General features: G+C 67.6%; 18 protein-coding genes. 8 read left to right on the plus strand and 10 right to left on the minus strand.

Annotated elements, in window-relative coordinates; translation table 11 throughout:
• Positions 1–143: 143 nt before the first annotated feature.
• The 4 genes from G3N61_RS18565 to G3N61_RS18580 all read right to left on the minus strand — a co-directional run bounded on the left by G3N61_RS18565 (position 144) and on the right by G3N61_RS18580 (position 3,852).
• Positions 144–779, minus strand: coding sequence for a riboflavin synthase (locus tag G3N61_RS18565; protein WP_205823266.1), 636 nt, complete (start codon positions 777–779; stop codon positions 144–146).
• Positions 780–793: 14 nt separating this feature from the next.
• Positions 794–1,915: a bifunctional diaminohydroxyphosphoribosylaminopyrimidine deaminase/5-amino-6-(5-phosphoribosylamino)uracil reductase RibD gene (gene ribD, locus G3N61_RS18570; RefSeq protein ID WP_043181709.1), complete on the minus strand. Its 1,122-nt coding sequence runs from the start codon at positions 1,913–1,915 to the stop codon at positions 794–796.
• A 15-nt stretch (positions 1,916–1,930) separates the two neighbouring features.
• Positions 1,931–3,214, minus strand: a complete 1,284-nt coding sequence (hemL, locus tag G3N61_RS18575; protein WP_014897811.1) for a glutamate-1-semialdehyde 2,1-aminomutase — start codon at positions 3,212–3,214, stop codon at positions 1,931–1,933.
• A gap of 173 nt (positions 3,215–3,387) precedes the next feature.
• Positions 3,388–3,852 (minus strand): hypothetical protein, encoded by a 465-nt coding sequence (locus G3N61_RS18580; RefSeq protein ID WP_089430736.1) that lies wholly within the window; start codon positions 3,850–3,852, stop codon positions 3,388–3,390.
• Between the two features lie 248 nt (positions 3,853–4,100).
• Here G3N61_RS18580 and G3N61_RS18585 point away from each other — a divergent pair, with 248 nt between their 5' ends.
• On the plus strand, positions 4,101–5,318 hold the full coding sequence (locus tag G3N61_RS18585) for a Bcr/CflA family multidrug efflux MFS transporter (RefSeq protein ID WP_043181712.1): 1,218 nt from the start codon (positions 4,101–4,103) through the stop codon (positions 5,316–5,318).
• Between the two features lie 96 nt (positions 5,319–5,414).
• Here the strand turns inward: G3N61_RS18585 and G3N61_RS18590 are convergent, their stop codons facing one another.
• The 3 genes from G3N61_RS18590 to zwf form a co-directional block, all read right to left on the minus strand.
• The gene (locus G3N61_RS18590) at positions 5,415–7,343 is read right to left on the minus strand and encodes a bifunctional transcriptional regulator/glucokinase (RefSeq protein WP_043181714.1); all 1,929 of its coding nucleotides are present in this window, start codon (positions 7,341–7,343) and stop codon (positions 5,415–5,417) included.
• Positions 7,321–8,001 carry a 6-phosphogluconolactonase gene (pgl, locus tag G3N61_RS18595; protein ID WP_205823267.1) on the minus strand — a complete coding sequence of 227 codons (681 nt, stop codon included), beginning with the start codon at positions 7,999–8,001 and terminating at the stop codon, positions 7,321–7,323. The genes G3N61_RS18590 and pgl overlap by 23 nt, the downstream gene beginning before the upstream one ends.
• Before the next feature lie 88 nt (positions 8,002–8,089).
• Positions 8,090–9,559 carry a glucose-6-phosphate dehydrogenase gene (zwf, locus tag G3N61_RS18600; protein WP_205823268.1) on the minus strand — a complete coding sequence of 490 codons (1,470 nt, stop codon included), beginning with the start codon at positions 9,557–9,559 and terminating at the stop codon, positions 8,090–8,092.
• Positions 9,560–9,989: 430 nt separating this feature from the next.
• Between zwf and G3N61_RS18605 the strand changes: the two genes are divergently transcribed.
• The 4 genes from G3N61_RS18605 to ugpC all read left to right on the plus strand — a co-directional run bounded on the left by G3N61_RS18605 (position 9,990) and on the right by ugpC (position 14,392).
• Positions 9,990–11,237, plus strand: a complete 1,248-nt coding sequence (locus tag G3N61_RS18605) for an ABC transporter substrate-binding protein (protein ID WP_043181719.1) — start codon at positions 9,990–9,992, stop codon at positions 11,235–11,237.
• A 138-nt stretch (positions 11,238–11,375) separates the two neighbouring features.
• Positions 11,376–12,314 (plus strand): sugar ABC transporter permease, encoded by a 939-nt coding sequence (locus tag G3N61_RS18610; RefSeq protein ID WP_043181720.1) that lies wholly within the window; start codon positions 11,376–11,378, stop codon positions 12,312–12,314.
• Positions 12,304–13,161 (plus strand): carbohydrate ABC transporter permease, encoded by an 858-nt coding sequence (locus tag G3N61_RS18615; protein ID WP_043181722.1) that lies wholly within the window; start codon positions 12,304–12,306, stop codon positions 13,159–13,161. The genes G3N61_RS18610 and G3N61_RS18615 overlap by 11 nt, the downstream gene beginning before the upstream one ends.
• Before the next feature lie 112 nt (positions 13,162–13,273).
• Positions 13,274–14,392, plus strand: a complete 1,119-nt coding sequence (ugpC, locus tag G3N61_RS18620) for a sn-glycerol-3-phosphate ABC transporter ATP-binding protein UgpC (protein ID WP_043181723.1) — start codon at positions 13,274–13,276, stop codon at positions 14,390–14,392.
• Positions 14,393–14,479: 87 nt separating this feature from the next.
• On the opposite strand, the gene G3N61_RS18625 is transcribed toward ugpC, so the two are convergent.
• The 3 genes from G3N61_RS18625 to trxB all read right to left on the minus strand — a co-directional run bounded on the left by G3N61_RS18625 (position 14,480) and on the right by trxB (position 16,969).
• Entirely contained in the window at positions 14,480–15,103 is a 624-nt protein-coding gene (locus G3N61_RS18625) for a trimeric intracellular cation channel family protein (RefSeq protein ID WP_043183085.1), read from the minus strand.
• The gene (locus tag G3N61_RS18630) at positions 15,090–15,869 is read right to left on the minus strand and encodes a Smr/MutS family protein (RefSeq protein ID WP_205823269.1); all 780 of its coding nucleotides are present in this window, start codon (positions 15,867–15,869) and stop codon (positions 15,090–15,092) included. The genes G3N61_RS18625 and G3N61_RS18630 overlap by 14 nt, the downstream gene beginning before the upstream one ends.
• Positions 15,870–16,006: 137 nt before the next feature.
• Positions 16,007–16,969 (minus strand): thioredoxin-disulfide reductase, encoded by a 963-nt coding sequence (gene trxB, locus G3N61_RS18635; RefSeq protein ID WP_041492769.1) that lies wholly within the window; start codon positions 16,967–16,969, stop codon positions 16,007–16,009.
• Positions 16,970–17,408: 439 nt separating this feature from the next.
• Between trxB and G3N61_RS18640 the strand changes: the two genes are divergently transcribed.
• From G3N61_RS18640 to G3N61_RS18650, 3 genes are all read left to right on the plus strand, one after another.
• Positions 17,409–19,718, plus strand: coding sequence for a DNA translocase FtsK (locus tag G3N61_RS18640; RefSeq protein ID WP_205823270.1), 2,310 nt, complete (start codon positions 17,409–17,411; stop codon positions 19,716–19,718).
• 46 nt (positions 19,719–19,764) lie between these two features.
• Positions 19,765–20,454 (plus strand): outer membrane lipoprotein chaperone LolA, encoded by a 690-nt coding sequence (lolA, locus tag G3N61_RS18645; protein ID WP_043181732.1) that lies wholly within the window; start codon positions 19,765–19,767, stop codon positions 20,452–20,454.
• A gap of 197 nt (positions 20,455–20,651) precedes the next feature.
• Complete coding sequence (locus tag G3N61_RS18650; protein ID WP_043181735.1) at positions 20,652–21,962, plus strand: replication-associated recombination protein A; 1,311 nt, start codon at positions 20,652–20,654, stop codon at positions 21,960–21,962.
• Positions 21,963–21,983 lie beyond the last annotated feature (21 nt).

Genomic DNA, 21,983 nt, shown 5'->3' on the forward strand with positions numbered 1-21,983 from the left:
GGGTATTCGTTTCACATCCCGTGACTCATGTTGGGTCACGCAGAAAATGCCTGACCCACGAAAGACCATTCGGAAAACGCCAATTGGCGAGCGGTGGGGCGCGAAGGCAGGCGGTCGATTCGCGCGATTCGCGCCAAGCCGAATTACTTCGATGCTTGATGCTCGCCCTGGGCCGTGCTGAGCATCCGCTCCACATACCGCGCGATCATGTCGACTTCGAGATTGACCTTGTCACCGGTCTTCACGTGACGCAGCGTCGTGACCTCGACCGTGTGCGGAATCAGGTTGATCGAGAACTCGCAGCCGTCCGCGCGATCGTCGACCGTGTTGACGGTCAGGCTCACGCCGTTGACCGTGATCGACCCCTTGTACGCGAGATAGCGACCGAGCTCGCGCGGCGCGACGATGCGCAGTTCGTGCGACTCGCCGACCGGCGCGAAGCGCGACACGGTGCCGAGGCCGTCCACATGGCCCGACACGATATGCCCGCCGAGGCGGTCATGCGCGCGCAACGCCTTCTCGAGATTCACCTCGCCGGTCTCCGCGAGGCCGACCGTGCGGTTCAGGCTTTCGCGCGACACGTCGACGTCGAACGACGCGTCGGTCTTTTCGATTACCGTCATGCACGCGCCCTGGATCGCGATGCTGTCGCCCAGCGCGACATCGGCGAGGTCGAGCCCGCCGGCCTGCACGGTCAGGCGCACGCCGGCATCGGCCGACGCGCCGAGCGGCTGGATCGATTCGATACGGCCGACAACCGCGACAATTCCGGTAAACATGGTGGCGATTCCGTTCAGTGAGAGGCGTCGGACGGCGTGAAGCGCGCGAGGATCCGCAGATCGTCGCCGACCCGCTCGAACCCGTGGAACGACAACCGCGTGCGCGCCTCGAGGCTCGCCGGCGCCGCGAGATCGAACATGCCGGCCGCATCGGCGCCCAGCAGGCTCGGCGCGAGGTAGACGAGCAGTTCGTCGACGCACTGTTCGCGCAGCAGCGAGCCGTTCAGCTTGTGGCCCGCCTCGACGTGCAGCTCGTTGACGCCGCGCGCGCCGAGCGCCGCCAGCATCGCGGGCAGGTCGACCTTGCCATGCGCATTCGCGAGCGGCACGATTTCCGCGCCGCGCGCTTTCAGCACGTTCGCGCGTACTTCACCGGCGGCGTCGAGCCGGCCGCAGAAGATCAGCAGCGGCGCGCCCTCGAGCAACCGCGCGTCGAGCGGCAGATCGAGGCGGCTGTCCACCAGGATGCGCTGCGGCTGGCGCGGCGTGTCGATGCCGCGCACGGTCAGCAGCGGGTTGTCTTCGCGGACGGTACCGATGCCGGTGAGGATCGCGCAGGCGCGCGCACGCCATGCGTGCCCGTCGAGGCGCGCGGCCTCGCCGGTGATCCACTGGCTTTCGCCGGACGGCAGCGCGGTGCGGCCGTCGAGCGAGGCGGCGGTCTTCATCCGTACCCACGGGCGGCCGCGTGTCATCCGCGACACGAAGCCGATGTTCAGCTCGCCGGCTTCATGTGCGAGCAGCCCGCAGCGCACGTCGATGCCCGCGTCGCGCAGCATCCCCAGGCCGCGCCCCGATACCTGCGGGTTCGGGTCTTCCATCGCCGCGACGACCTTCGCGACGCGCGCGTCGATCAGCGCGTTCGCGCACGGCGGCGTGCGGCCGAAATGGCTGCACGGTTCGAGCGTGACATAGACGGTCGAGCCCGCGACGTCGTAGCCGCGCGCGCGTGCGTCCTTCAGCGCCTGCACCTCCGCGTGATCCTGGCCGGCCGGTTGCGTGAAGCCTTCGCCGATCACGTCGCCGTCCTTGACGATCACGCAACCGACACGCGGGTTCGGCGCCGTCGTATACATGCCGCGCGCGGCGAGCGCGAGCGCACGCTGCATGTGGGCGAAATCGATATCCGAGAACATGCGCGCGGACCCGGGTCAGGCAGCGAGTGCCGCGAATGCGCGGCGCGCGGCCGCGAGCGTCGCGTCGATCACCGCGTCGTCGTGCGTGCTCGACACGAAGCCGGCCTCGTACGCGGACGGCGCGAAATACACGCCTTCGTCGAGCATCAGGTGGAAGAAGCGGTTGAAGCGCTCGGTGTCGCTCTTCGTCACTTCCGCGAAGCTGGTCGGCACGCGTTCGGCGAAGTAGAGGCCGAACATCGCGCCGATCGAGTCGGCCGCGAACGGCACGCCGGCCGCGCGCGCTTCGGCCGCGAGGCCGTCGGCGAGGCGCTTCGTCTGCGCGGTGAGCGCATCGTAGAAGCCGGGCGCCTGGATCAGCTGCAGCGTCTTCAGGCCCGCGGCGACCGCGATCGGGTTGCCCGACAGCGTGCCGGCCTGGTAGACGCCGCCGAGCGGCGCGAGGTGGGCCATGATGTCGCGGCGGCCGCCGAACGCGGCAGCCGGCATCCCGCCGCCGATCACCTTGCCGAGGCAGGTGAGGTCGGCCGTGATCCCGTAGTAGGCCTGCGCGCCGCCGAGTGCGACGCGGAACCCGCACATCACTTCGTCGAAGATCAGCACGGCGCCGTGCTTCGTGCACAGCGCGCGCAGCGCGTTCAGGAATTCGGGCGTGCCGCGCACGAGGTTCATGTTGCCCGCGACCGGCTCGACGATCACGGCGGCGATCTCGTCGCCGAACGCGCCGAACGCTTCTTCGAGCGCGGCGACGTTGTTGTACTCGAGGACGGTCGTGTGTTTCGCGATGTCGGCGGGCACGCCGGCCGACGTCGGGTTGCCGAACGTCAGCAGGCCCGAGCCGGCCTTCACGAGCAGGCTGTCCGCGTGGCCGTGGTAGCAGCCCTCGAACTTGACGATGCGGCTGCGGCCCGTGAAGCCGCGCGCGAGACGCAGCGCGCTCATCGTGGCCTCGGTGCCGCTCGACACCATCCGCACCTGCTCGATCGACGGCACGAGCTTGCAGATTTCCTCGGCGATCTCGATCTCGGCTTCGGTCGGCGCGCCGAACGAGAAGCCGTCGGCGAGCACGTTCTGCACGGCCGACAGGACTTCCGGATGGACGTGGCCGACGATCATCGGGCCCCAGGAGCCGATGTAGTCGATGTACTGCTTGCCGTCGGCATCCCAGAAATACGGGCCTTGCGCACGCGCGACGAAGCGCGGCGTGCCGCCGACCGAACGGAATGCGCGCACCGGCGAGTTGACGCCGCCGGGAATGGTCTTCTGGGCGCGTTCGAAGAGGATCTGATTGTTGGACATGGGCGAAACCTGCGAGAGAAGGGCGCGGGGGCCTGTGCACGGGCCGCGGCGCCTGGGCGGAACGATCGTCCGATTGTACCGGAGACGCGCGCGGCGGGCCCGCGGCGCGGTCTGCGGCCTTTCGGCGCGCGAAGGATCGCGCGGGCCGGGCAGGAAGGGGCGATTCGGCCCCGTTATCGATCCGGCAACGGCGGTGGCTTGCGCTTGCCGGTCAGCTCGGCCCAGCGCTTCTCGAGCGGGCCTTCGACCATCGGCTTGATCACCGTGCCGGAGCTTTGCGCATCCCAGGTCTGCACCGAATACGGATGGACACGCAGCGCGTCGCGTGCGATCACGACGTCCTGGTGCGCGTCGACCAGCCAGTCGTATACGAAGTCGATGCACAGCCGGTAGCCGCGTTTCGTCGCCGCATCGGGCACCTCGTACGGTGCGCGCGTCACGTAGCCGGAGCCGAACACGCCCTTGGGCTCCTTCGCGACGCGGTGCAGGAACACGCGGTCGCCCGGCAGGATGCCGCGCGCGAAGCCGCAGCCCCACACGTCATGCACGGCCTCGCCGGCCTTCACGCGCGCGGCGACGTCGGGCAGGTCGGGCCACGGCCATTTCTTGGGGCTCCAGATCAGCAGGAAAGCAGTCATCGGTTCGGTCGTGCGTCGAATTGGTCAGACGAGAGAGGCAAGGAGCTGCAAGCTTAATCGAATCCCCGCTCGCGATCCTGCGCGGCGGGCACCGCACCGCTGCTTTTAGGCCCGCCGCGCACGTGCACCGGCGGCACGTAAAAAAGTTGCGCGTACAATCATGGGCCTGAGCGCGCCGTTCGCGGCGCGGCCTCCCGTCTTCATCGCCACGCGCGCCCCGATGCGTGCGGGCTCCATTCCGGATACCCATGTCCCACGTCGTCCGGCGCCGGCCCGATGCCCGGCTGATCCTGTTGCTCGGTGCGCTCGCCGCCTGCGGGCCGATCGCTACCGACATGTACCTGCCGAGCCTGCCGTCGATCGCCGACGGCTTCTCCGTCAGCCCTGGCGCCGCGCAGCGCACGCTGACGAGCTTCATGGCCGGCTTCTCGGTCGGCATGCTGCTGTACGGCCCGCTGTCCGACACGTGGGGCCGCCGCCCCGTGCTGCTCGGCGGCATCGCGCTGTTCACGCTCGCGAGCATCGGCTGTTTCGTGTCGACGTCGATCGACATGCTGATCCTCGTACGCTTCCTGCAGGCGCTCGGCGCCGGCGCGGCGTCGGTGTTGTCGCGCGCGATCGCACGTGACGCGCACGAGCCGACCGACGCGGCGAAGGTGCTGTCGATGGTCGCGATCGTCACCGCGGTCGGGCCGCTGCTCGCGCCACTGATCGGCGGCCAGATCCTGCGTTTCTCGGGCTGGCGCGGCGTGTTCGTCGTGCTGGCCGTGTTCGGCGCGGTGTGCGCGGCGACCGCGTACCTGCGCGTGCCGGAAACCTGGCCGAAGGAGCGGCGCAAGAGCGCGGCCGTGCTCGCGTCGTTCGCGTCGTACGGGCGCATCCTGTCCGATCCCGTCGCATGGGGGCACATGCTGTGCGGCGGCATGGCGTTCGCGTCGATGTTCTCGTACATCACGGCGACGCCGTTCGTGTACATCGAGTATTTCCACGTGTCGCCGCAGCACTACGGGCTGCTGTTCGGCCTGAACGTCGTCGGCATCATGATCGGCAACTTCGCGAACACACGGCTCGTCGGCCGCATCGGCTCGCTGCGCATCATCGCGGCCGCGTCGCTCGTGAGCTGCATCGCATCGCTCGCGGTCGCGCTCGTCGCGCTGACGGGGTGGGGCGGGCTGTGGTCGATCGTCGTGTGCCTGTTCTTCGTCGTCGGCGTGGTCGGGATCCTGTCCGCGAACTGCACGACCGACCTCATGCATCGCTATCCGCACAACGCGGGCGCGTCGGCGGCCGTGTTCGGCGCGATGCAGCTGGCGCTCGGCGCGCTCGCGAGCGTTGCGATCGGCGCACTCGCGGACGGCACGCCGTTCGCGATGGGCGTGACGATCGGCATCTCGGGCGTGCTGTGTTTCGCCGGCCGCTACCTCGTGCTGCGCTGGCACGGGCGGCCTGTGAAGGCGGGCGCCTGAGCCGCGGCCTGACGGCAGAATGAAAAACGCCACCGTGCGCGCTGCGCCGGTGGCGTTTTTGTTTGGAACGCGGGAAGCGGCGGCCGCCGCGCCGCGTCAGTCCCGCGCGACGTCCTTCGCCGCCGGCGACGCGCCGTGGCTCAGCCAGTCGAGCACGTCGGCCGTTTCGTCGTCGCTCGCGCGTGCCTTCGCCTGCGCGACGGCCTCGGGCAGTTCGCCGTTCGTCGACGCACGGCGGATCGCGACGCCGACCGCGAGGATGTCGATCATCAGCAGATGCAGGATCCGCGAGATCATCGACAGCTGCGACTCGCGCATCTCGATGTGGTCGGTCTCGAGTGCGACGGTCGCGCGCTTCGCGAGCGGCGTGTTGCTCGACGTGATCGCGATCACCTTCGCACCGGCCTGCATCGCGACGTCGAGCACGCGCAGCAGCTCGGGCGCGCGTCCCGACTTCGACACCGCGACGATCACGTCGCCCTTGCCGAGCAGCGCGGCCGATGCGGCCTGCATGTACAGGTCGCCGTACGCGATCGTCGGGATCCCGAAGCGGAAGAACTTGTAATGCGCGTCCTGCGCGACGATGTTCGAGTTGCCGAGCCCGTAGAACTCGATGCGCCGTGCGCCGTTCAGGATCTCGATCGCGTTCTCGACGTGCTCGAAATTCAGGTGCTCGCGCAACTGCAGGATCGCCGACACCGTGTTGTCGAGCACCTTCGCGCCGAAGTCGGTGGCCGTGTCGCCGAGATGCACCTGGCTGTGGCTCATCGGGATCGTGCCGGTGAGGCCGGTGGCGAGCTTCAGCTTGAAGTCGGACAGCCCCTGGCAGCCGAGCGAGCGGCAGAAGCGGATCACGGTCGGCTGGCTTACGTCGGCCTTGCGCGCGATGTCGACGATCGGATCGTTGATGATCGAGCGCGGATGGTTCAGCGCGAGATCGGCCACGCGGCGCTCGGCCGGCGTCAGGGCGTCGCGCATCTGGCGGATCCGTTCGAACACGGCCGACGACGCACCGCCCGAGCGGTTCGACAGCTGCTCCGCGAGGATCGCCGACACGCCGAGGAACGCCGGGTATTCGGCGGTGATCAGGTAGGTCGGGATGTTCTCGAGGTAGTGCGTGAAGCGGCCCTTCGCCTCGAAGCGCGCACGGAACGACGAGCGCGTGAACAGTTCGCCGAGCTTCAGCGCGACCCCGCCGCCGATGTACACGCCACCGAGCGCGCCGAGCGTCAGCGCGACGCTGCCCGCGAACGCGCCGAGAATGCCGCAGAAGCATTCGACCGTCTCGAGCGCGAGGGCGTCGCCCGCATGCGCGCGCTCGACGATCTCGACCGTGTCGACGGTCGCGGCGACGCGCTTCTTGTCGCGCGCGGCGAGCGCGCGATAGATGATCTCCATGCCGGGGCCCGCGCACACGCGTTCGAACGACACGTGCGGAAACTTCTTGCGCGCGTACTGCAGCACCAGGTCCTCACGCTCGTCCTGCGGCGCGAACGACGCATGGCCGCCTTCGCTGCCGAGCGCGATCCAGCGGTCGTCGGCCGGAATCAGCCCCGACACGCCGAGCCCGGTGCCGGGCCCGAGCAGCCCGATCACGCTGTTCTGGCGGCGCGCGCCGCCGCCGATCTGCACGCGCTGCGCGTCGGTCAGGCCCGGCAGCGCCATGGCGAGCGCGGTGAAATCGTTGACGACGAGCAGCGTATCGAAGCCGAGCGCGCGGCGCGTCGCCTCGATCGAGAAGCTCCAGTCGTGGTTGGTCATCGTGACCTGATCGCCGTCGACCGGATTGGCGATCGCGATCGCCGCGTGATTCACGCGGCTGATCTTCACGTCCTTCAGGTATTTGCGGATCGCGTCGGTGAGCGTCGGATAGTCGGCGCCGGGATACACGCGGATCTGCGTGATGTCGCCCGGGCCGGTTTCCAGCGCGAAGCGCGCGTTGGTGCCGCCGACGTCCGCGAGCAGGCGCGGGCCGTCGGCATGCTGGCCCGCGACGGCCGCCTTACTTTGCGCACCAGTAGACATCGAGCTGGGTCCCCTTGTCGTTGGCCAGTTGGGAAATCGCGTTCTTCTGCAGCGATGCGGCTGCGGCGTCGAGCACCGCGCGCTTGGCGTTGCCCGCGATCAGCAGGAACAGCCGGTCGACGCGCTTGAGCGCATCGAGCGAGAAGCTCACGCGCGCGTGCGGCGCGGCGCCGGGATGCACGGCGACGAAACGCTCGGGCGTCGTGATCGCGTGCTCCCATTCGGGCGCATCGGCGAAGATCGACGCGGTATGGCCGTCCTCGCCCATGCCGAGCACCGCGACGGTCGGCACGCGGTAATCGGCGTTCGCGTTCAGCGCGGCGACGTGCGCGTCGAGCGCGGCGCGCGTGTCGACGAGCGGCAGGAAGCGGGCCGGGGCGGCTGCATGCTGCAGCAGCGTGTCGCGCACGAGGTGCGCGTTGCTGGCTGCGTCGTCCTCCGGCACCCAGCGGTCGTCGACCAGCGTCACGTCGACGCCGGCCCAGTCGAGCGCCGCGTGCGACAGCGTTTGCAGGAACGGGCGCGGGCTGGTGCCGCCGGACACCGCGAGCATCGGGCGCGCGGGGCCGGCGAGCGCGGCGCGCAGCGCATCGCCGACGGCGCGCGCGAGCGCTTCGCTTTGCGCTTCCTGGGTGTCGAAAGCGTGGATCTCGATCACATCTCCTCCGGACTGCTTTGTCTGTTCAAATCGTACGAATCGTGGGGCACGTTGCCGCGTACGGTGGCGTGCGCGGCAACGGTTTGCATCAGTTCTCTTCTTCGAGCCAGCAGGTGTCGTGCTGCGCGAGCATCGCGCTCGCCGCGGCCGGCCCCCACGTGCCCGCCGCGTACGGCTTCGGCGGCTTCAGCGTGCGTGCCCATTCGTTCAGGATAGGCTCGACCCAGCGCCATGCGGCTTCCTGTTCGTCGCGGCGTACGAAGAGGGCGAGCCGGCCGTTGATCACGTCGAGCAGCAGGCGCTGGTACGCCTCCATCTGCCCTTCCTTGAAGAACTGGTCGAACGCGAGGTCGAGGTGCACGCTCGCGAGGTTCATCCCTTCGCCCGGCTGCTTCGCGAGGCAGTACAGGCGGATCGTCTCGTTCGGCTGCAGCCGGATCACGAGGCGGTTCGAGCCGGGACGCAGCGCGGTGGGCCCGAGCGCCGAGTGCGGCACCGGGCGGAAATTGACGACGATCTCCGCGACGCGATCGGCAAGACGCTTGCCGGTGCGCAGGAAGAACGGCACGCCGGCCCAGCGCCAGTTCTCGATCTCGACCTTCAGCGCGACGAAGGTTTCGGTCTGGCTGTCGGGCTTCACGCCCGGCTCGGTCGCGTAGGCCGGCACCTGCGCGCCCTTGATCACGCCCGCATGATACTGGCCGCGCACGGCCACCTTGCCGATGTCGCGCGGATCGACCGGCTTCAGCGCGCGCAGCACGCGCAGCTTCTCGTCGCGTACCGAATCCGAATCCATCGAATGCGGCGGTTCCATCGCGACGATCGACAGCAGCTGCAGCAGGTGGTTCTGCACCATGTCGCGCAGCGCGCCCGTATTGTCGTAGAAATCGCCGCGCGCCTCGACGCCGAGCTCCTCGGCGATCGTGATCTGGATGCTCTCGACCCACTCGCGGCGCCACAGCGGCTCGAACAGCGCATTGCCGAAGCGCAGCGCGAGCAGGTTCTGCACGGGTTCCTTGCCGAGGTAGTGGTCGATCCGGTAGATCTGGCCTTCCGCGAAGATCTCGCCGACCGCGTCGTTGATCGCATTCGACGACTTCAGGTCGTAGCCGAGCGGCTTCTCGAGCACGATGCGCGAGCCTTCGTTCAGGCCGACCGACGCGAGCGCCTTGCAGATCGGCACGAACAGCGACGGGCCGGTCGCAAGATAGAACACGCGGATGCCGGGCAGCGATGCCACGGCATCGCGCAGCACGACGTAGTCTTCCGCGCGGCCGAGATCGAGGTGCACGTACTCGATGCGATCGAGGAAGGACTTCCACGCAGTTTCGTCGAATGCCTTGCCGGCGGCCTTGGCCGCGTGCGGTTTCACGTGGGTGTCGACCCATTCGAGATAGGACGCCCGATCCGATTCATGACGCGCCACAGCGACGATCCGGCCGCTCTCCGCCAGCATGTTCGCACGGTGCGCTTCGAACAGCGCGGGCAGGATCTTGCGCATCGACAGATCGCCGGTGCCGCCGAAAAGTACGAAGGTAAAGCTGGAATCGGTATGCATGTGTCTCCGCCGGGTTGGGGTGCTGGGAAGCGATCCGTAGTGCGATAAAAATATTTTTGACACTGAATTGTAGTTTAACTACAATCCGCCGCAAGGGGTAGCACCTGGGTGAAGAAAAAAAGAAGTGCGGTCGATGAACTGCGCGAGCTTCGCCTTCGGGAACGCCTTGTGCCGAATGTTATCGGACATTGACGGCGCGCATCGTCAGCGCGACGTCGGCCCCGGGCTCGCGCCGCATCACCGCGGCGGGCCAGAAACACAAAGAGGAGACACGCCGTTGAATCTCGATTCACGCTTTCTGTAAGAGCCCGGCCGGTCATCGGCCCCGTACGCTGCATGCGTCCCGCGGCTCGATTTCCCCGTCGTTATCAAGAAGCCGGTTCCCCGTCGGGGAACCTCACGAGTTGATTCAGTCTGGAGGAGATAAGTAATGAAAGTTCGCTCGATCATGGGCGCGCTCTGCGCCGCAGGTCTGATGGCTGGCGCCGTGGCGGCGCAGGCAGCCGAGAACGTGACGGTGCTGCACTGGTGGACCTCGGGCGGCGAGTCGAAGGCCGTCGGCGTGCTGAAGGACGACGTGCAGAAGCAGGGCTACGTGTGGAAGGACTTCGCGGTCGCGGGCGGCGCGGGTGCCGCGGCGATGACTGCGCTGAAGACCAAGGTGATCAGCGGCGACGCACCGTCGGCCGCGCAGATCAAGGGCCCGCTGATCCAGGACTGGGCGGACCAGGGCGTGCTCGTCAACATCGATTCCGCTGCCGGCGACTGGAAGCAGAACCTGCCGCCGGAAATCGACAAGATCATCAAATACAAGGGCCACACCGTCGCGGCGCCGTTCTCGGTGCACCGCGTGAACTGGCTGTACATCAACAAGGCCGCGCTCGACAAGGTCGGCGCGAAGGTGCCGACCACCTGGCCTGAATTCTTCGCGGTGGCCGACAAGCTGAAGGCCGCGGGCATCCAGCCGGTCGCGATGGGCGGCCAGCCGTGGCAGGACCTGACGCTGTGGGAAGACGTCGTGCTGTCGCAGGGCCCGGCGTTCTACAAGAAGGCGCTGGTCGACCTCGACCAGGCGACGCTGACGTCGCCGCAGATGCTGTCCGTGTTCGACACGGTGCGCAAGATCCAGGGCTACTTCGATACCGGCCGTAACGGCCGCGACTGGAACCTCGCGACCGCGATGGTGATCAACGGCAAGGCCGGCATGCAGTTCATGGGCGACTGGGCGAAGGGCGAGTTCGAGAACGCCGGCAAGAAGTCGGGCAAGGACTACATCTGCGCACCGGTGCCGGGCACGGCGAATGCTTACACGTTCAACGTCGATTCGTTCGTGTTCTTCCAGCAGAAGGGCGACAAGGCGGCGACGCCGGGCCAGCTCGCGCTCGCGAAGACGATCATGACGCCGGACTTCCAGGAACAGTTCAGCCTGCTGAAGGGGTCGGTGCCGGTACGCCTCGGCGTGAAGATGGACAAGTTCGACGACTGCGCGAAGAAGTCGTATGCCGACGAGCAGACCGCGATCAAGTCGGGCGGCTTCGTGCCGTCGCTCGCGCACGGGATGGCGCAGAGCGATGCGACCGCCGGCGCGATCACGGACGTCGTGACGAAGTTCATGAACTCGCAGCAGGATTCGAAGAGCGCGGTCGCCGCGCTCGCGAAGGCCGCGAAGGTCAAGTAACGCGCGACAGGCGCCCGGCCGGAAGCGCTTCATCGGCCGGGCGTTTTTGCATGTGCAGCAAACGGGCTCGCCCGCGGGCTCGTGCCGTACCTGGCGCCGGCCCGGCCTGCGTCGCCCTCGTTCCAGGAGTCGAATCAAGTGGCTGCCCCTCTTAGCGGAAACGGATCCGGCGCTGCCGCCGCACGGCGTACGTCGCCGATGTCGGCCTTCGCCGATCGCTGGATCCCGAAGCTCGTGCTTGCGCCGAGCGTCGCGATCGCCGTGGTGTTCATCTACGGCTTCATCCTGATTACCGGCTATCTGTCGCTGACCAATTCGCGGCTGTTGCCGAACTACGAATTCGACGGCTTCGGCCGTTACTCGGACCTGTTCCAGAACGACGTGTGGTGGACCTCCGCCGCGAACCTCGGCTGGTTCGGGATTCCGTTCATCGTGGTCTGCGTCGCGCTCGGGCTGTTCCTCGCGATCCTGCTCGACCAGCGGATCCGCAACGAAGGCGCGCTGCGCGCGGTCTTCCTGTACCCGATGGCGCTGTCGTTCATCGTCACCGGCACCGCGTGGCAGTGGATCCTGAACCCGGGCCTCGGCCTCGAGAAGGTGATGCACGACTGGGGCTGGACGAGCTTCTCGTTCGGCTGGCTCGACGATCCGGACAAGGCGATCTTCTGCGTGGTGATCGCGGCCGTGTGGCAGTCCACCGGTTTCGTGATGGCGCTGTTCCTCGCGGGGCTGCGCGGCGTCGATGCGGAGATCTTCAAGGCCGCGCAGGTGGACGGCGCGACGCTGCCGACCATCTACCGCAAGATCGTGATCCCGAGCATGCGCCCGGTGTTCTTCTCGGTGCTGCTGATCCTCTGCCACATCACGATCAAGACCTTCGACCTGGTCGTCGCGCTGACGGCGGGCGGCCCGGGCACGTCGTCGTCGCTGCCGGCCATGTTCATGTACACGTTTTCGTTCAACCGCGGCCAGCTCGGGCTCGGCGCGGCGTCCTCGGTGATGATGCTCGCGACCGTGGTCGCGGTGCTGGTGCCGCTGATGTATATGGAATCGAGGAGCACCCGCAATGCAGCCTAAGATGACGATCAGCCGGGCAGTGATCTATGCGGCACTGATCCTGTTCGCGCTGTATTTCCTGTTCCCGATCTACGTGATGCTGTCGACGTCGTTCAAGGATCTCGACCAGCTGCGCACCGGCAACCTGCTGACGCCGCCCACCACGTGGACCATCGATCCGTGGGTGAAGGCCTGGAGCGGCGCGTGTACCGGCGTGCGTTGCGACGGCATGAAGCCGTTTTTCCTGAACTCGCTGCAGATGGTGATCCCGGCCGTGCTGATCTCGTCGCTGATCGGCGCGTTCAACGGCTACGTGCTCACGCACTGGCGCTTTCGCGGCGCCGACGCGCTGTTCACGATGATGCTGGTCGGCTGCTTCATCCCGTTCCAGGTGATCCTGCTGCCGATGGCGCGCCTGCAGGGGATGCTCGGCCTCGCCAACACGATTCCGGGCCTCGTGTTCGTGCACGTCGTGTACGGCATCGCGTTCACGACGATGTTCTTCCGCAACTTCTACGTGAGCGTGCCGGCCGAACTCGTGAAGGCCGCGCGCATCGACGGCGCGGGCTTCTTCACGATCTTCACGAAGATCCTGCTGCCGGTGTCGCTGCCGATCTTCATGGTGTGCCTGATCTGGCAGTTCACGCAGATCTGGAACGACTTCCTGTTCGGGATCGTGTTCTCCGGCGTCGATTCGATGCCGATCACGGTTGCGCTGAACAACCTCGTCAACACGTCGACGGGCGTGAAGGAATACAACGTCGACATGGCCGGCGCGATCATCGCCGCGCTGCCGACGCTGCTCGTCTACATCGTCGCCGGCCGCTACTTCGTGCGCGGGCTGACGGCGGGCGCGGTGAAGGGGTAAGCGCGGCTTCATCCGATACGACGAACCGGCCGCGCCTCGCGCGCGGCGCATCGAAACGAACCCGACGCGGCGCCCGAGTGCGCCGCGCGAGACGAGACAGAGGATTCACAGCATGGCAAGCCTTTCCATCCGTGACGTGTACAAGACCTACCCGAACGGGGTGCCGGTCCTGAAGGGTGTCGACATCGAGATCGAGGACGGACAGTTCCTGATCCTGGTCGGCGGGTCGGGCTGCGGGAAGTCGACGCTGCTCAACATGATCGCCGGGCTCGAGACCGTGACGAGCGGCGAGATCTGCATCGACGGCAAGGTCGTCAACGACCTGTCGCCGAAGGATCGCGACATCGCGATGGTGTTCCAGTCGTACGCGCTGTATCCGTCGATGACGGTGCGCGAGAACATCTCGTTCGGCCTGAACATCCGCAAGGTGCCGAAGAGCGAGCAGCAGCAGATCGTCGACCGCGTGTCGCAGATGCTGCAGATCCAGCACCTGCTCGACCGCAAGCCGGGCCAGTTGTCGGGCGGCCAGCGCCAGCGCGTCGCGATGGGCCGTGCGCTCGCGCGCGATCCGTCGCTGTTCCTGTTCGACGAGCCGCTGTCGAACCTCGACGCGAAGCTGCGCATCGAGATGCGCGCGGAAATCAAGCTGCTGCACCAGCGCCTCGGCACGACGATCGTCTACGTGACGCACGACCAGATCGAGGCGATGACGCTCGGCGACCGGATCGCGGTGATGAAGGACGGCGTGGTCCAGCAGTTCGGCGCGCCGCAGGAGATCTACGATTCGCCGTCGAACCTGTTCGTCGCGGGTTTCATCGGCGCGCCGCCGATGAACTTCATCAACGGCAAGCTGGTCGAGCAGGGCAGCGGGATCGCGCTCGAGATCGACACGGGCGTCAAGCGCGGCGCGCTGAACCTGCCGTTCGACGCGGCGAAGCTGAAGTCGCACGTCGGCCGCGAGGTGATCCTCGGCCTGCGGCCGGAGCGCATCACCGACGTGCGCCACGCGCACAACGGCGACGCATCGCACCTGCAGCCGTTCGACGTGCGCGTCGACGTGACCGAGCCGACCGGGCCGGATACGCACGTGTTCGCGCAGGTGAACGGCAAGCGGATCGTGAGCCGCGTGCATCCGGCCGCGGATCCGCAGCCCGCCCAGACGCTGTCGCTGCTGTTCGACGTGTCGAAGGCGGTGCTGTTCGATCCGGCGTCGGAAGAGCGGATCGCGTGATGTCGCGTGAGCGCTGAAGGAAGCAAAAAGGGGCCGTCTTCGGACGGCCCCTTTGTTTTGGCGCGACGGTCGATGCCGCGGCGACAATCAGTGCGGCAGCCGCACGTCGAACTTGAACGTCGCGAGCCGCGCGACGAGGATGAAGCCGGTCGCGAGCAGCACGCTGTAGACGGAATCGAACTGCAGCCACACGAGCAGCAGGTAGAACCAGCAGCCGACGAACGCGCAGGTCGCATACGGCCGCGAATCGCGCAGGATCAGCGGGATGTCGTTGCACAGCACGTCGCGGATGATCCCGCCGACCACGCCCGTGATCACGCCCATCATCACCGCGATGAAACGCGGCATCTCGGCGTCGAGCGCGATCGCCGTGCCCGAAATGCTGAAGATCCCGAGCCCGATCGCATCGGCGACGAGCAGCAATCGCTCGGCCGACAGCCGCGACAGCATCCGCAGCACGAACGGCGCGAACAATGCGAGCACGAAGATCACGATCACGTAGTCGTCGTGCACGACCCAGTAGAACGGCCGGCGCTCGAGCAGGATGTCGCGCAGCGTGCCGCCGCCGAACGCGGTGGCGAGCGCCACCACGAACGTGCCGACCGAGTCGAGACGGTTCTTGCGCGCCTCGATGAAACCCGAGATCGCAAAGGCCAGCGTGGCGATCGCCTCCAGTATCGCGATCGCGAGCGTCAGCCTAGGATGCGGCACGCGGCCCCCGGTCGCCCGGCGCCGCGAACGGCTGCAGCAGCACCAGCACCGCGCCGGCGCCGCCATCGTTGCCGCGCGCCTCGCAGAACGCGATCACCTCTTCCTTCTGCACGAGCCACGCGCGCACCTTGCCTTTCAGCACGGGCTCCTTGCCGATCGAACCGAGCCCCTTGCCGTGGATCACGCGCAGGCAGCGCAGCCCCTTCTTGCCGGCTTCGCGGATGAATTCGGCGAGTGCATCGCGCGCCTCGTCGCGCCGCATCCCGTGCAGGTCGATCTGCGCCTGCACGATCCACGCGCCGCTGCGCAGCTTGCGCACCACGTCGCGGCTGATGCCGGGGCGGTGGTAGTACAGCGAGTCGTCGCTGTCGAGCAGCGTCTCGGGATCGAATTCGTCGGACAACGTCGCGTTCAGCACGGCTTCCTCGTCGCGCTGCGTCTGCTTCGGCACCGGGTCCGGTGGCGTGCGGCCGGCCGCCGCGCGCGGCGGCGCATTGAGCGGCTGGATCGTGCCGATCTCGTTGCGGAACAGGTTCGCGTCCGCTTCCGCCTTGCGCTCGGCCTTCGCGGTTTCGACGCGGTTGCGCTCGCGGCGCTCGGCTTCGCCCTTCAGGTTCGCGCGTAGCGCGCCGAGGCCGGCGAGCCCCTGGCCGCGCAACGCGGCGGGATCGGGCGCGGGCGCCGGCGCGACGGGCGCGGGGTTCGCGGGACGGGCGGCGATCTGCCGCTTCGCGGGATCGCTCGGATGGGGCTGGTTCTTCGCCATGATTCGGTACGCAGGGCAGGCGCGTTCGGGCGCGCGGGCAAAAAAAAGCCGCTGCACGGCGGCAGCGGCTTGTCCGGCCAGACCCGCTTCGCGGCAGCGGACGCCATTGTAGCGCCCGGCGCGGCAGGTCTCGCGGCTTACTTCTTGTCGTGCAGGCTTTCGAGGTAGCGCTGCGCGTCGAGCGCGGCCATGCAGCCCGTGCCGGCGCTGGTGATCGCCTGGCGGTACACGTTGTCCTGCACGTCGCCCGCGGCGAACACACCCGCGACGCTCGTCGACGTGGCGTTGCCGTGCAGGCCGCTCTTCGTCAGGATGTAGCCGTCCTTCATCTCGAGCTGGCCCTGGAACAGGTCCGTGTTCGGCTTGTGGCCGATCGCGACGAACACGCCCTGCACGGCGAGATCTTCCGTCGCGCCGGTCTTCACGTTCTTGATGCGCAGGCCCGTGACGCCCGAATCCTCGCCCGTCACTTCGTCGAGCACGTGATCCCACTTGATCACGACGGCGCCTTCCTTTTCCTTCTCCAGCAGGCGGTCGATCAGGATCGGTTCCGCGCGGAACTTGTCGCGGCGGTGGATCACCGTGACCTTCTTCGCGATGCCCGTCAGGTAGAGCGCTTCCTCGACGGCCGTGTTGCCGCCGCCGATCACGGCGACTTCCTGGCCGCGATAGAAGAAGCCGTCGCAGGTCGCGCAGGCCGACACGCCCTTGCCCATGAACAATTCTTCGGACGGCAGGCCGAGATACTGCGCGGACGCGCCGGTCGCGATGATCAGCGAGTCGCACGTGTATTCGCCCGAGTCGCCGATCAGGCGGATCGGCTGCTCGTGCAGCTTCGCGGTGTGGATGTGATCGAAGATGATTTCGGTGTTGAAGCGCTCTGCGTGCTCGAGGAAGCGCGCCATCAGCTCCGGACCCTGCACGCCTTTCGCGTCAGCCGGCCAGTTTTCGACATCGGTCGTGGTCATCAGCTGGCCGCCCTGCGCGATGCCGGTGATCAGCACCGGGGACAGGTTGGCGCGTGCTGCGTAGACGGCAGCCGTGTAGCCGGCGGGGCCGGAACCGAGAATCAGGACTTTGGCGTGTTTGGGCGTGGACATGTGCGAATCCGTAAAAGGCGGCCGCGGCGGGCGGGGTGGGGCTCGCCGTACGATCCGGGTTGACCGGGATGCCGTCATAGATGGGTATCAGACGCGCATTATAAAGGCCCCGTTGCTGCGCTGCCGAACGAGAGTTTCAATCGAGGCGATAGTGTCGGGCGGCGCAACGGCCGCGCACGCGAGGCGGGCGGGGCGCGCGGCGACGCGTTGCCGCACGGGTGCGGCAGGGCGGGGCGCCGGTTCGGGGCGGCGCAGCAGCGGTGCCCGACGGCCGGCCGGACCAGGGTGAAAGGGCCGCTGCGGAGCGCGTCCGCGGGGCCGGCCGTACCCCGGCCCTCTTATGTAACCGTCATTTACACTTGGCGGCCCGGTGCAGCGTTTACAATAAGCGGGATCGAACGACAGGCGGGCGCACGGCCCGTCCTCTTTATACGGATTCATGGCAAAAGCTCCTTATTCCGCCCAGGCACAGGCGTTGCCGCACCGGATGTCGAAGCTCCTCACGGAGATCCGCTGGATTCTCCAGGTCGCGCTCTGCGCATTTCTGGTGATGGCCCTGCTGAGCTACAGCCGGCGCGATCCGAGCTGGACGCACGCCGCCCAGGTGGACCACATCTCGAACTGGGCCGGCCGCGTCGGCGCGTGGACGGCCGACATCATCCTGCTGCTGTTCGGCCTGTCGGCCTACTGGCTGATCGTGCCGCTCGCGCGGCGCATCGCCGTCAACTATCGCCGCATCACGCGCCACGAGGCGGTCGCGGACGAACCCGAGCGGCCGATCGGCTGGCTCACCGAAATCCTCGCGTTCGTGCTCGTCGTGCTGGCGTGCGACGGCATCGAGGCGCTGCGCATGTGGTCGCTGAAGGTGCAACTGCCGCGCGCGCCGGGCGGCGTCGTCGGCGAGGCCGTCGCGGGTGCGATGTCGCATGCGTTCGGCTTCACGGGCGGCACGCTGCTGCTGCTGATCGCGCTGGCGATCGGCCTGTCGCTGTATTTCCGCTTCTCGTGGCTGTCGGTCGCCGAGCGCGTCGGCGGCGCGATCCTGTCCGCCGTCAATGTCGCGAAGCTGCGCCGCGAGGCCGAGCGCGACCGCAAGCTCGGCGAGGCCGCGGCCGTGCGTCGCGAGGGCAAGGTCGAGGAGGAGCGTGTGCGCATCGAGGATCACGAGCCCGTGACGATCGTGCCGCCGGTCGTCACGCCGGTGAAGTCCGAGCGCGTCGAGCGCGAGCGCCAGGTGCCGCTCTTCACCGACCTGCCGGGCGATTCGACGCTGCCGGCGGTGTCGCTGCTCGATCCCGCGCCGAAGGCGCAGGAGGCGATTTCCGCCGACACGCTCGAATTCACGTCGCGCCTGATCGAGAAGAAGCTGAAGGACTTCGGCGTCGAGGCGAGCGTCGTCGCCGCGTATCCGGGCCCGGTCGTCACGCGCTACGAGATCGAACCGGCCACCGGCGTGAAGGGCAGCCAGATCGTCAACCTCGCGAAGGATCTCGCGCGTTCGCTGTCGCTCGTGTCGATCCGCGTCGTCGAGACGATCCCCGGCAAGAACTACATGGCGCTCGAACTGCCGAACCAGCGCCGCCAGACGGTGCACCTGTCCGAGATCATCGGCTCCGAAGTCTATGCGGCCGCGTCGTCGGCGCTGACGCTGAGCCTCGGCAAGGACATCGGCGGCAAGCCGGTGTGCGCCGATCTCGGGAAGATGCCGCACCTGCTGGTCGCCGGCACGACCGGTTCGGGCAAGTCGGTCGGGATCAACGCGATGATCCTGTCGCTGCTGTATAAAGCGACCGCCGACCAGGTACGCCTGATCCTGATCGATCCGAAGATGCTCGAAATGAGCGTCTACGAAGGCATTCCGCACCTGCTGTGCCCGGTCGTCACCGACATGCGCCAGGCCGGCCACGCGCTGAACTGGACGGTCGCGGAGATGGAGCGCCGCTACAAGCTGATGAGCAAGCTCGGCGTGCGCAACCTGGCCGGCTACAACAACAAGATCGACGAGGCCGCGAAGCGCGAAGAGAAGCTGCCGAATCCGTTCAGCCTGACGCCGGAAGATCCGGAGCCGCTTGGCCGCCTGCCGAACATCGTCGTCGTGATCGACGAGCTGGCCGACCTGATGATGGTCGTCGGCAAGAAGGTCGAGGAACTGATCGCGCGGATCGCGCAGAAGGCGCGCGCGGCCGGTATCCACCTGATCCTTGCCACGCAGCGACCGTCGGTCGACGTGATCACCGGCCTCATCAAGGCCAACGTGCCGACCCGGATCGCGTTCCAGGTGTCGTCGAAGATCGACTCGCGCACGATTCTCGACCAGATGGGCGCCGAATCGCTGCTCGGGATGGGCGACATGCTGTACCTGGCGCCGGGCACCGGGCTGCCGGTGCGGGTGCACGGCGCGTTCGTCGCGGACGACGAAGTGCACCGTGTCGTCGAGAAGCTCAAGGAGCAGGGCGAGCCGAACTACGTCGAGGGCCTGCTCGAAGGCGGCACCGCCGACGGCGACGAGGGCTCGGCCGGCGCGGGAACCGGCGAAGGCGGCGACGAGTCTGATCCGCTGTACGACCAGGCGGTCGAGATCGTCGTCAAGAACCGCCGCGCGTCGATCTCGCTCGTGCAGCGCCACTTGCGGATCGGCTATAACCGCGCGGCGCGGCTGCTCGAGCAGATGGAGCAGTCGGGGCTCGTGTCGGCGATGTCGTCGAGCGGCAACCGCGAAATTCTTGTGCCGGCGCGCGACGCGGAATGAGTCCGCGGCGCTCGCAGCGCCGGCCATCCAGGGAGAAAACCGCAATATGCAGCAACATTCGTTCGCAATGTCCCTTCGTTCGACGCGGCGCTGGCTCGGCGCGGCGCTCGCCGGCGCATCGCTGATGCTCGCGGCGACGCACGCGTTCGCGGGCGGCACCGAGCAACTGAAGGCGTTCGTGTCGCAGGTGCGTTCGGCGAAGGGCGACTTCACGCAGCAGATCGTCAAGGCACCGTCGAAGGGCGCGAGCGCCGTGCAGGCCGTGCCGAAGCCCACCGACAATTCGAGCGGCACGTTCGTGTTCGCGCGTCCGGGCAAGTTCATCTGGACGTACCAGAAGCCGTACCAGCAGGTGCTGCAGGCCGACGGCGAGAAGCTCTACGTGTACGACCGCGACCTGAACCAGGTCACCGAGCGCAAGCTGAACGGTGCACTGGGCGCGAGCCCGGCCGCGATCCTGTTCGGCAGCAACGATCTCGAGAAGAACTACACGCTGCGCGATGCCGGCGAGAAGGGCGGCATCGAATGGCTCGAGATGCTGCCGAAGGCGCAGGACACGCAGTTCCAGCGGATCGGCATCGGCTTCAAGAACGGCACGCTCGCCGCGATGGAGCTGCACGACGTGTTCGGCAACGTCACGCTGCTGACGTTTACGAACATCCAGACCAATCCGCCGCTGAAGGGCGATACGTTCAAGTTCGTTGTGCCGAAGGGCGCGGACGTGATTACCGGCTGACCGGCGCCGCGCGCCGCGCGCCGCGCTCCCGCAACGGGCCTGCCGGCGACGGCAGGCCCGTTTTGTTTCCGGGCGCGGGCACCAGGCGCGGGCACCGGATACGGGCACCAGGCGCGGCGGGGCTTTCGCGCGGCTGTCATAATGTCGGGTCCGGCGGCCGCGTTCGGCCGCTACCGTTTGAAGTGGAGCGAGGGTTCATGTCCGACCTGTTTCAAGTCGAGCCGCGCCGGCCGCTCGCCGAGTCGCTGCGGCCGAAGACGCTCGCCGAGGTGATCGGCCAGACGCATTTGCTGGGCGAAGGCAAGCCGCTGCGGCTCGCGTTCGAATCGGGCAAGCCGCATTCGATGATCCTGTGGGGGCCGCCCGGCGTCGGCAAGACGACGCTCGCGCGGCTCACCGCGCTCGCGTTCGACTGCGAGTTCATCGCGCTGTCGGCGGTGCTCGGCGGCGTGAAGGACATCCGCGAGTCGATGGAGCAGGCGAAGGACACGCTGAACCGCACCGGCCGCCACACGATCCTGTTCGTCGACGAAATCCACCGCTTCAACAAGGGCCAGCAGGACGCGTTGCTGCCGTTCGTCGAGTCGGGGCTCGTGACCTTCATCGGCGCGACGACCGAGAACCCGAGCTTCGAGGTCAATTCGGCACTGCTGTCGCGTGCGCAGGTGTACGTGCTGAAGTCGCTGAACGACGACGAGATGCGCCAACTGCTGAAGCGCGCACAGGAAATCGCGCTCGACGGCCTCGCGTTCGACGACAAGGCGATCGATACGCTGGTCGGCTACGCGGACGGCGATGCGCGGCGCTTCCTGAACCTGCTCGAGCAGGCGCAGACGGCCGCCACGTCAGCCGGCGTCGCGACGATCGATGCCGAGTTCGTCAGCAGCGCGATGACGCTGAACGCGCGGCGCTTCGACAAGGGCGGCGACAACTTCTACGACCAGATTTCGGCGCTGCACAAGTCGGTGCGCGGTTCGAGCCCGGACGGCGCGCTGTACTGGTTCTGCCGGATGATCGACGGCGGCGCGGATCCGAAGTATCTCGCGCGGCGGATCGTGCGGATGGCGTGGGAAGACATCGGCCTTGCCGATCCGCGCGCGCTGCAGATGGCGAACGACGCGGCCGAAACCTACGAGCGGCTCGGCTCGCCGGAAGGCGAACTCGCGCTCGGGCAGGCGGTGATCTATCTCGCGTGCGCAGCGAAGAGCAACGCAGGCTACAACGCGTTCAACCAGGCGATGGCGTTCGTGAAGCAGGACAAGTCGCGCGAGGTGCCCGTGCATCTGCGCAACGCGCCGACCAAGCTGATGAAGGAACTCGGCTACGGTCATGCCTACCGTTACGCGCACGACGAGCCGAATGCGTATGCGGCCGGCGAGACGTACCTGCCGGACGGGATACGCGAACCGCGCTGGTACAAGCCGGTGCCGCGCGGGCTCGAATCGAAGATCGCCGACAAGCTCGCGTGGCTGCGCGAACTCGACCGCGAGGCAGGCAAGAAGGACTGACGGGCGCGCGCGGCCCGGTGA

Source organism: Burkholderia sp. Ac-20349, from assembly GCF_017104865.1.
Taxonomy (GTDB): Bacteria; Pseudomonadota; Gammaproteobacteria; order Burkholderiales; family Burkholderiaceae; genus Burkholderia; species Burkholderia aenigmatica.

Coding starts and splice junctions, on each gene's coding strand:
- G3N61_RS18565 (WP_205823266.1), bottom strand. CDS start 779: ATGTTTACCGGAATTGTCGCGGTTGTCGGCCGTATCGAATCGATCCAG.
- ribD (WP_043181709.1), bottom strand. CDS start 1,915: ATGTTCTCGGATATCGATTTCGCCCACATGCAGCGTGCGCTCGCGCTC.
- hemL (WP_014897811.1), bottom strand. CDS start 3,214: ATGTCCAACAATCAGATCCTCTTCGAACGCGCCCAGAAGACCATTCCC.
- G3N61_RS18580 (WP_089430736.1), bottom strand. CDS start 3,852: ATGACTGCTTTCCTGCTGATCTGGAGCCCCAAGAAATGGCCGTGGCCC.
- G3N61_RS18585 (WP_043181712.1), top strand. CDS start 4,101: ATGTCCCACGTCGTCCGGCGCCGGCCCGATGCCCGGCTGATCCTGTTG.
- G3N61_RS18590 (WP_043181714.1), bottom strand. CDS start 7,343: ATGTCTACTGGTGCGCAAAGTAAGGCGGCCGTCGCGGGCCAGCATGCC.
- zwf (WP_205823268.1), bottom strand. CDS start 9,559: ATGCATACCGATTCCAGCTTTACCTTCGTACTTTTCGGCGGCACCGGC.
- G3N61_RS18605 (WP_043181719.1), top strand. CDS start 9,990: ATGAAAGTTCGCTCGATCATGGGCGCGCTCTGCGCCGCAGGTCTGATG.
- G3N61_RS18615 (WP_043181722.1), top strand. CDS start 12,304: ATGCAGCCTAAGATGACGATCAGCCGGGCAGTGATCTATGCGGCACTG.
- ugpC (WP_043181723.1), top strand. CDS start 13,274: ATGGCAAGCCTTTCCATCCGTGACGTGTACAAGACCTACCCGAACGGG.
- G3N61_RS18630 (WP_205823269.1), bottom strand. CDS start 15,869: ATGGCGAAGAACCAGCCCCATCCGAGCGATCCCGCGAAGCGGCAGATC.
- trxB (WP_041492769.1), bottom strand. CDS start 16,969: ATGTCCACGCCCAAACACGCCAAAGTCCTGATTCTCGGTTCCGGCCCC.
- G3N61_RS18640 (WP_205823270.1), top strand. CDS start 17,409: ATGGCAAAAGCTCCTTATTCCGCCCAGGCACAGGCGTTGCCGCACCGG.
- lolA (WP_043181732.1), top strand. CDS start 19,765: ATGCAGCAACATTCGTTCGCAATGTCCCTTCGTTCGACGCGGCGCTGG.
- G3N61_RS18650 (WP_043181735.1), top strand. CDS start 20,652: ATGTCCGACCTGTTTCAAGTCGAGCCGCGCCGGCCGCTCGCCGAGTCG.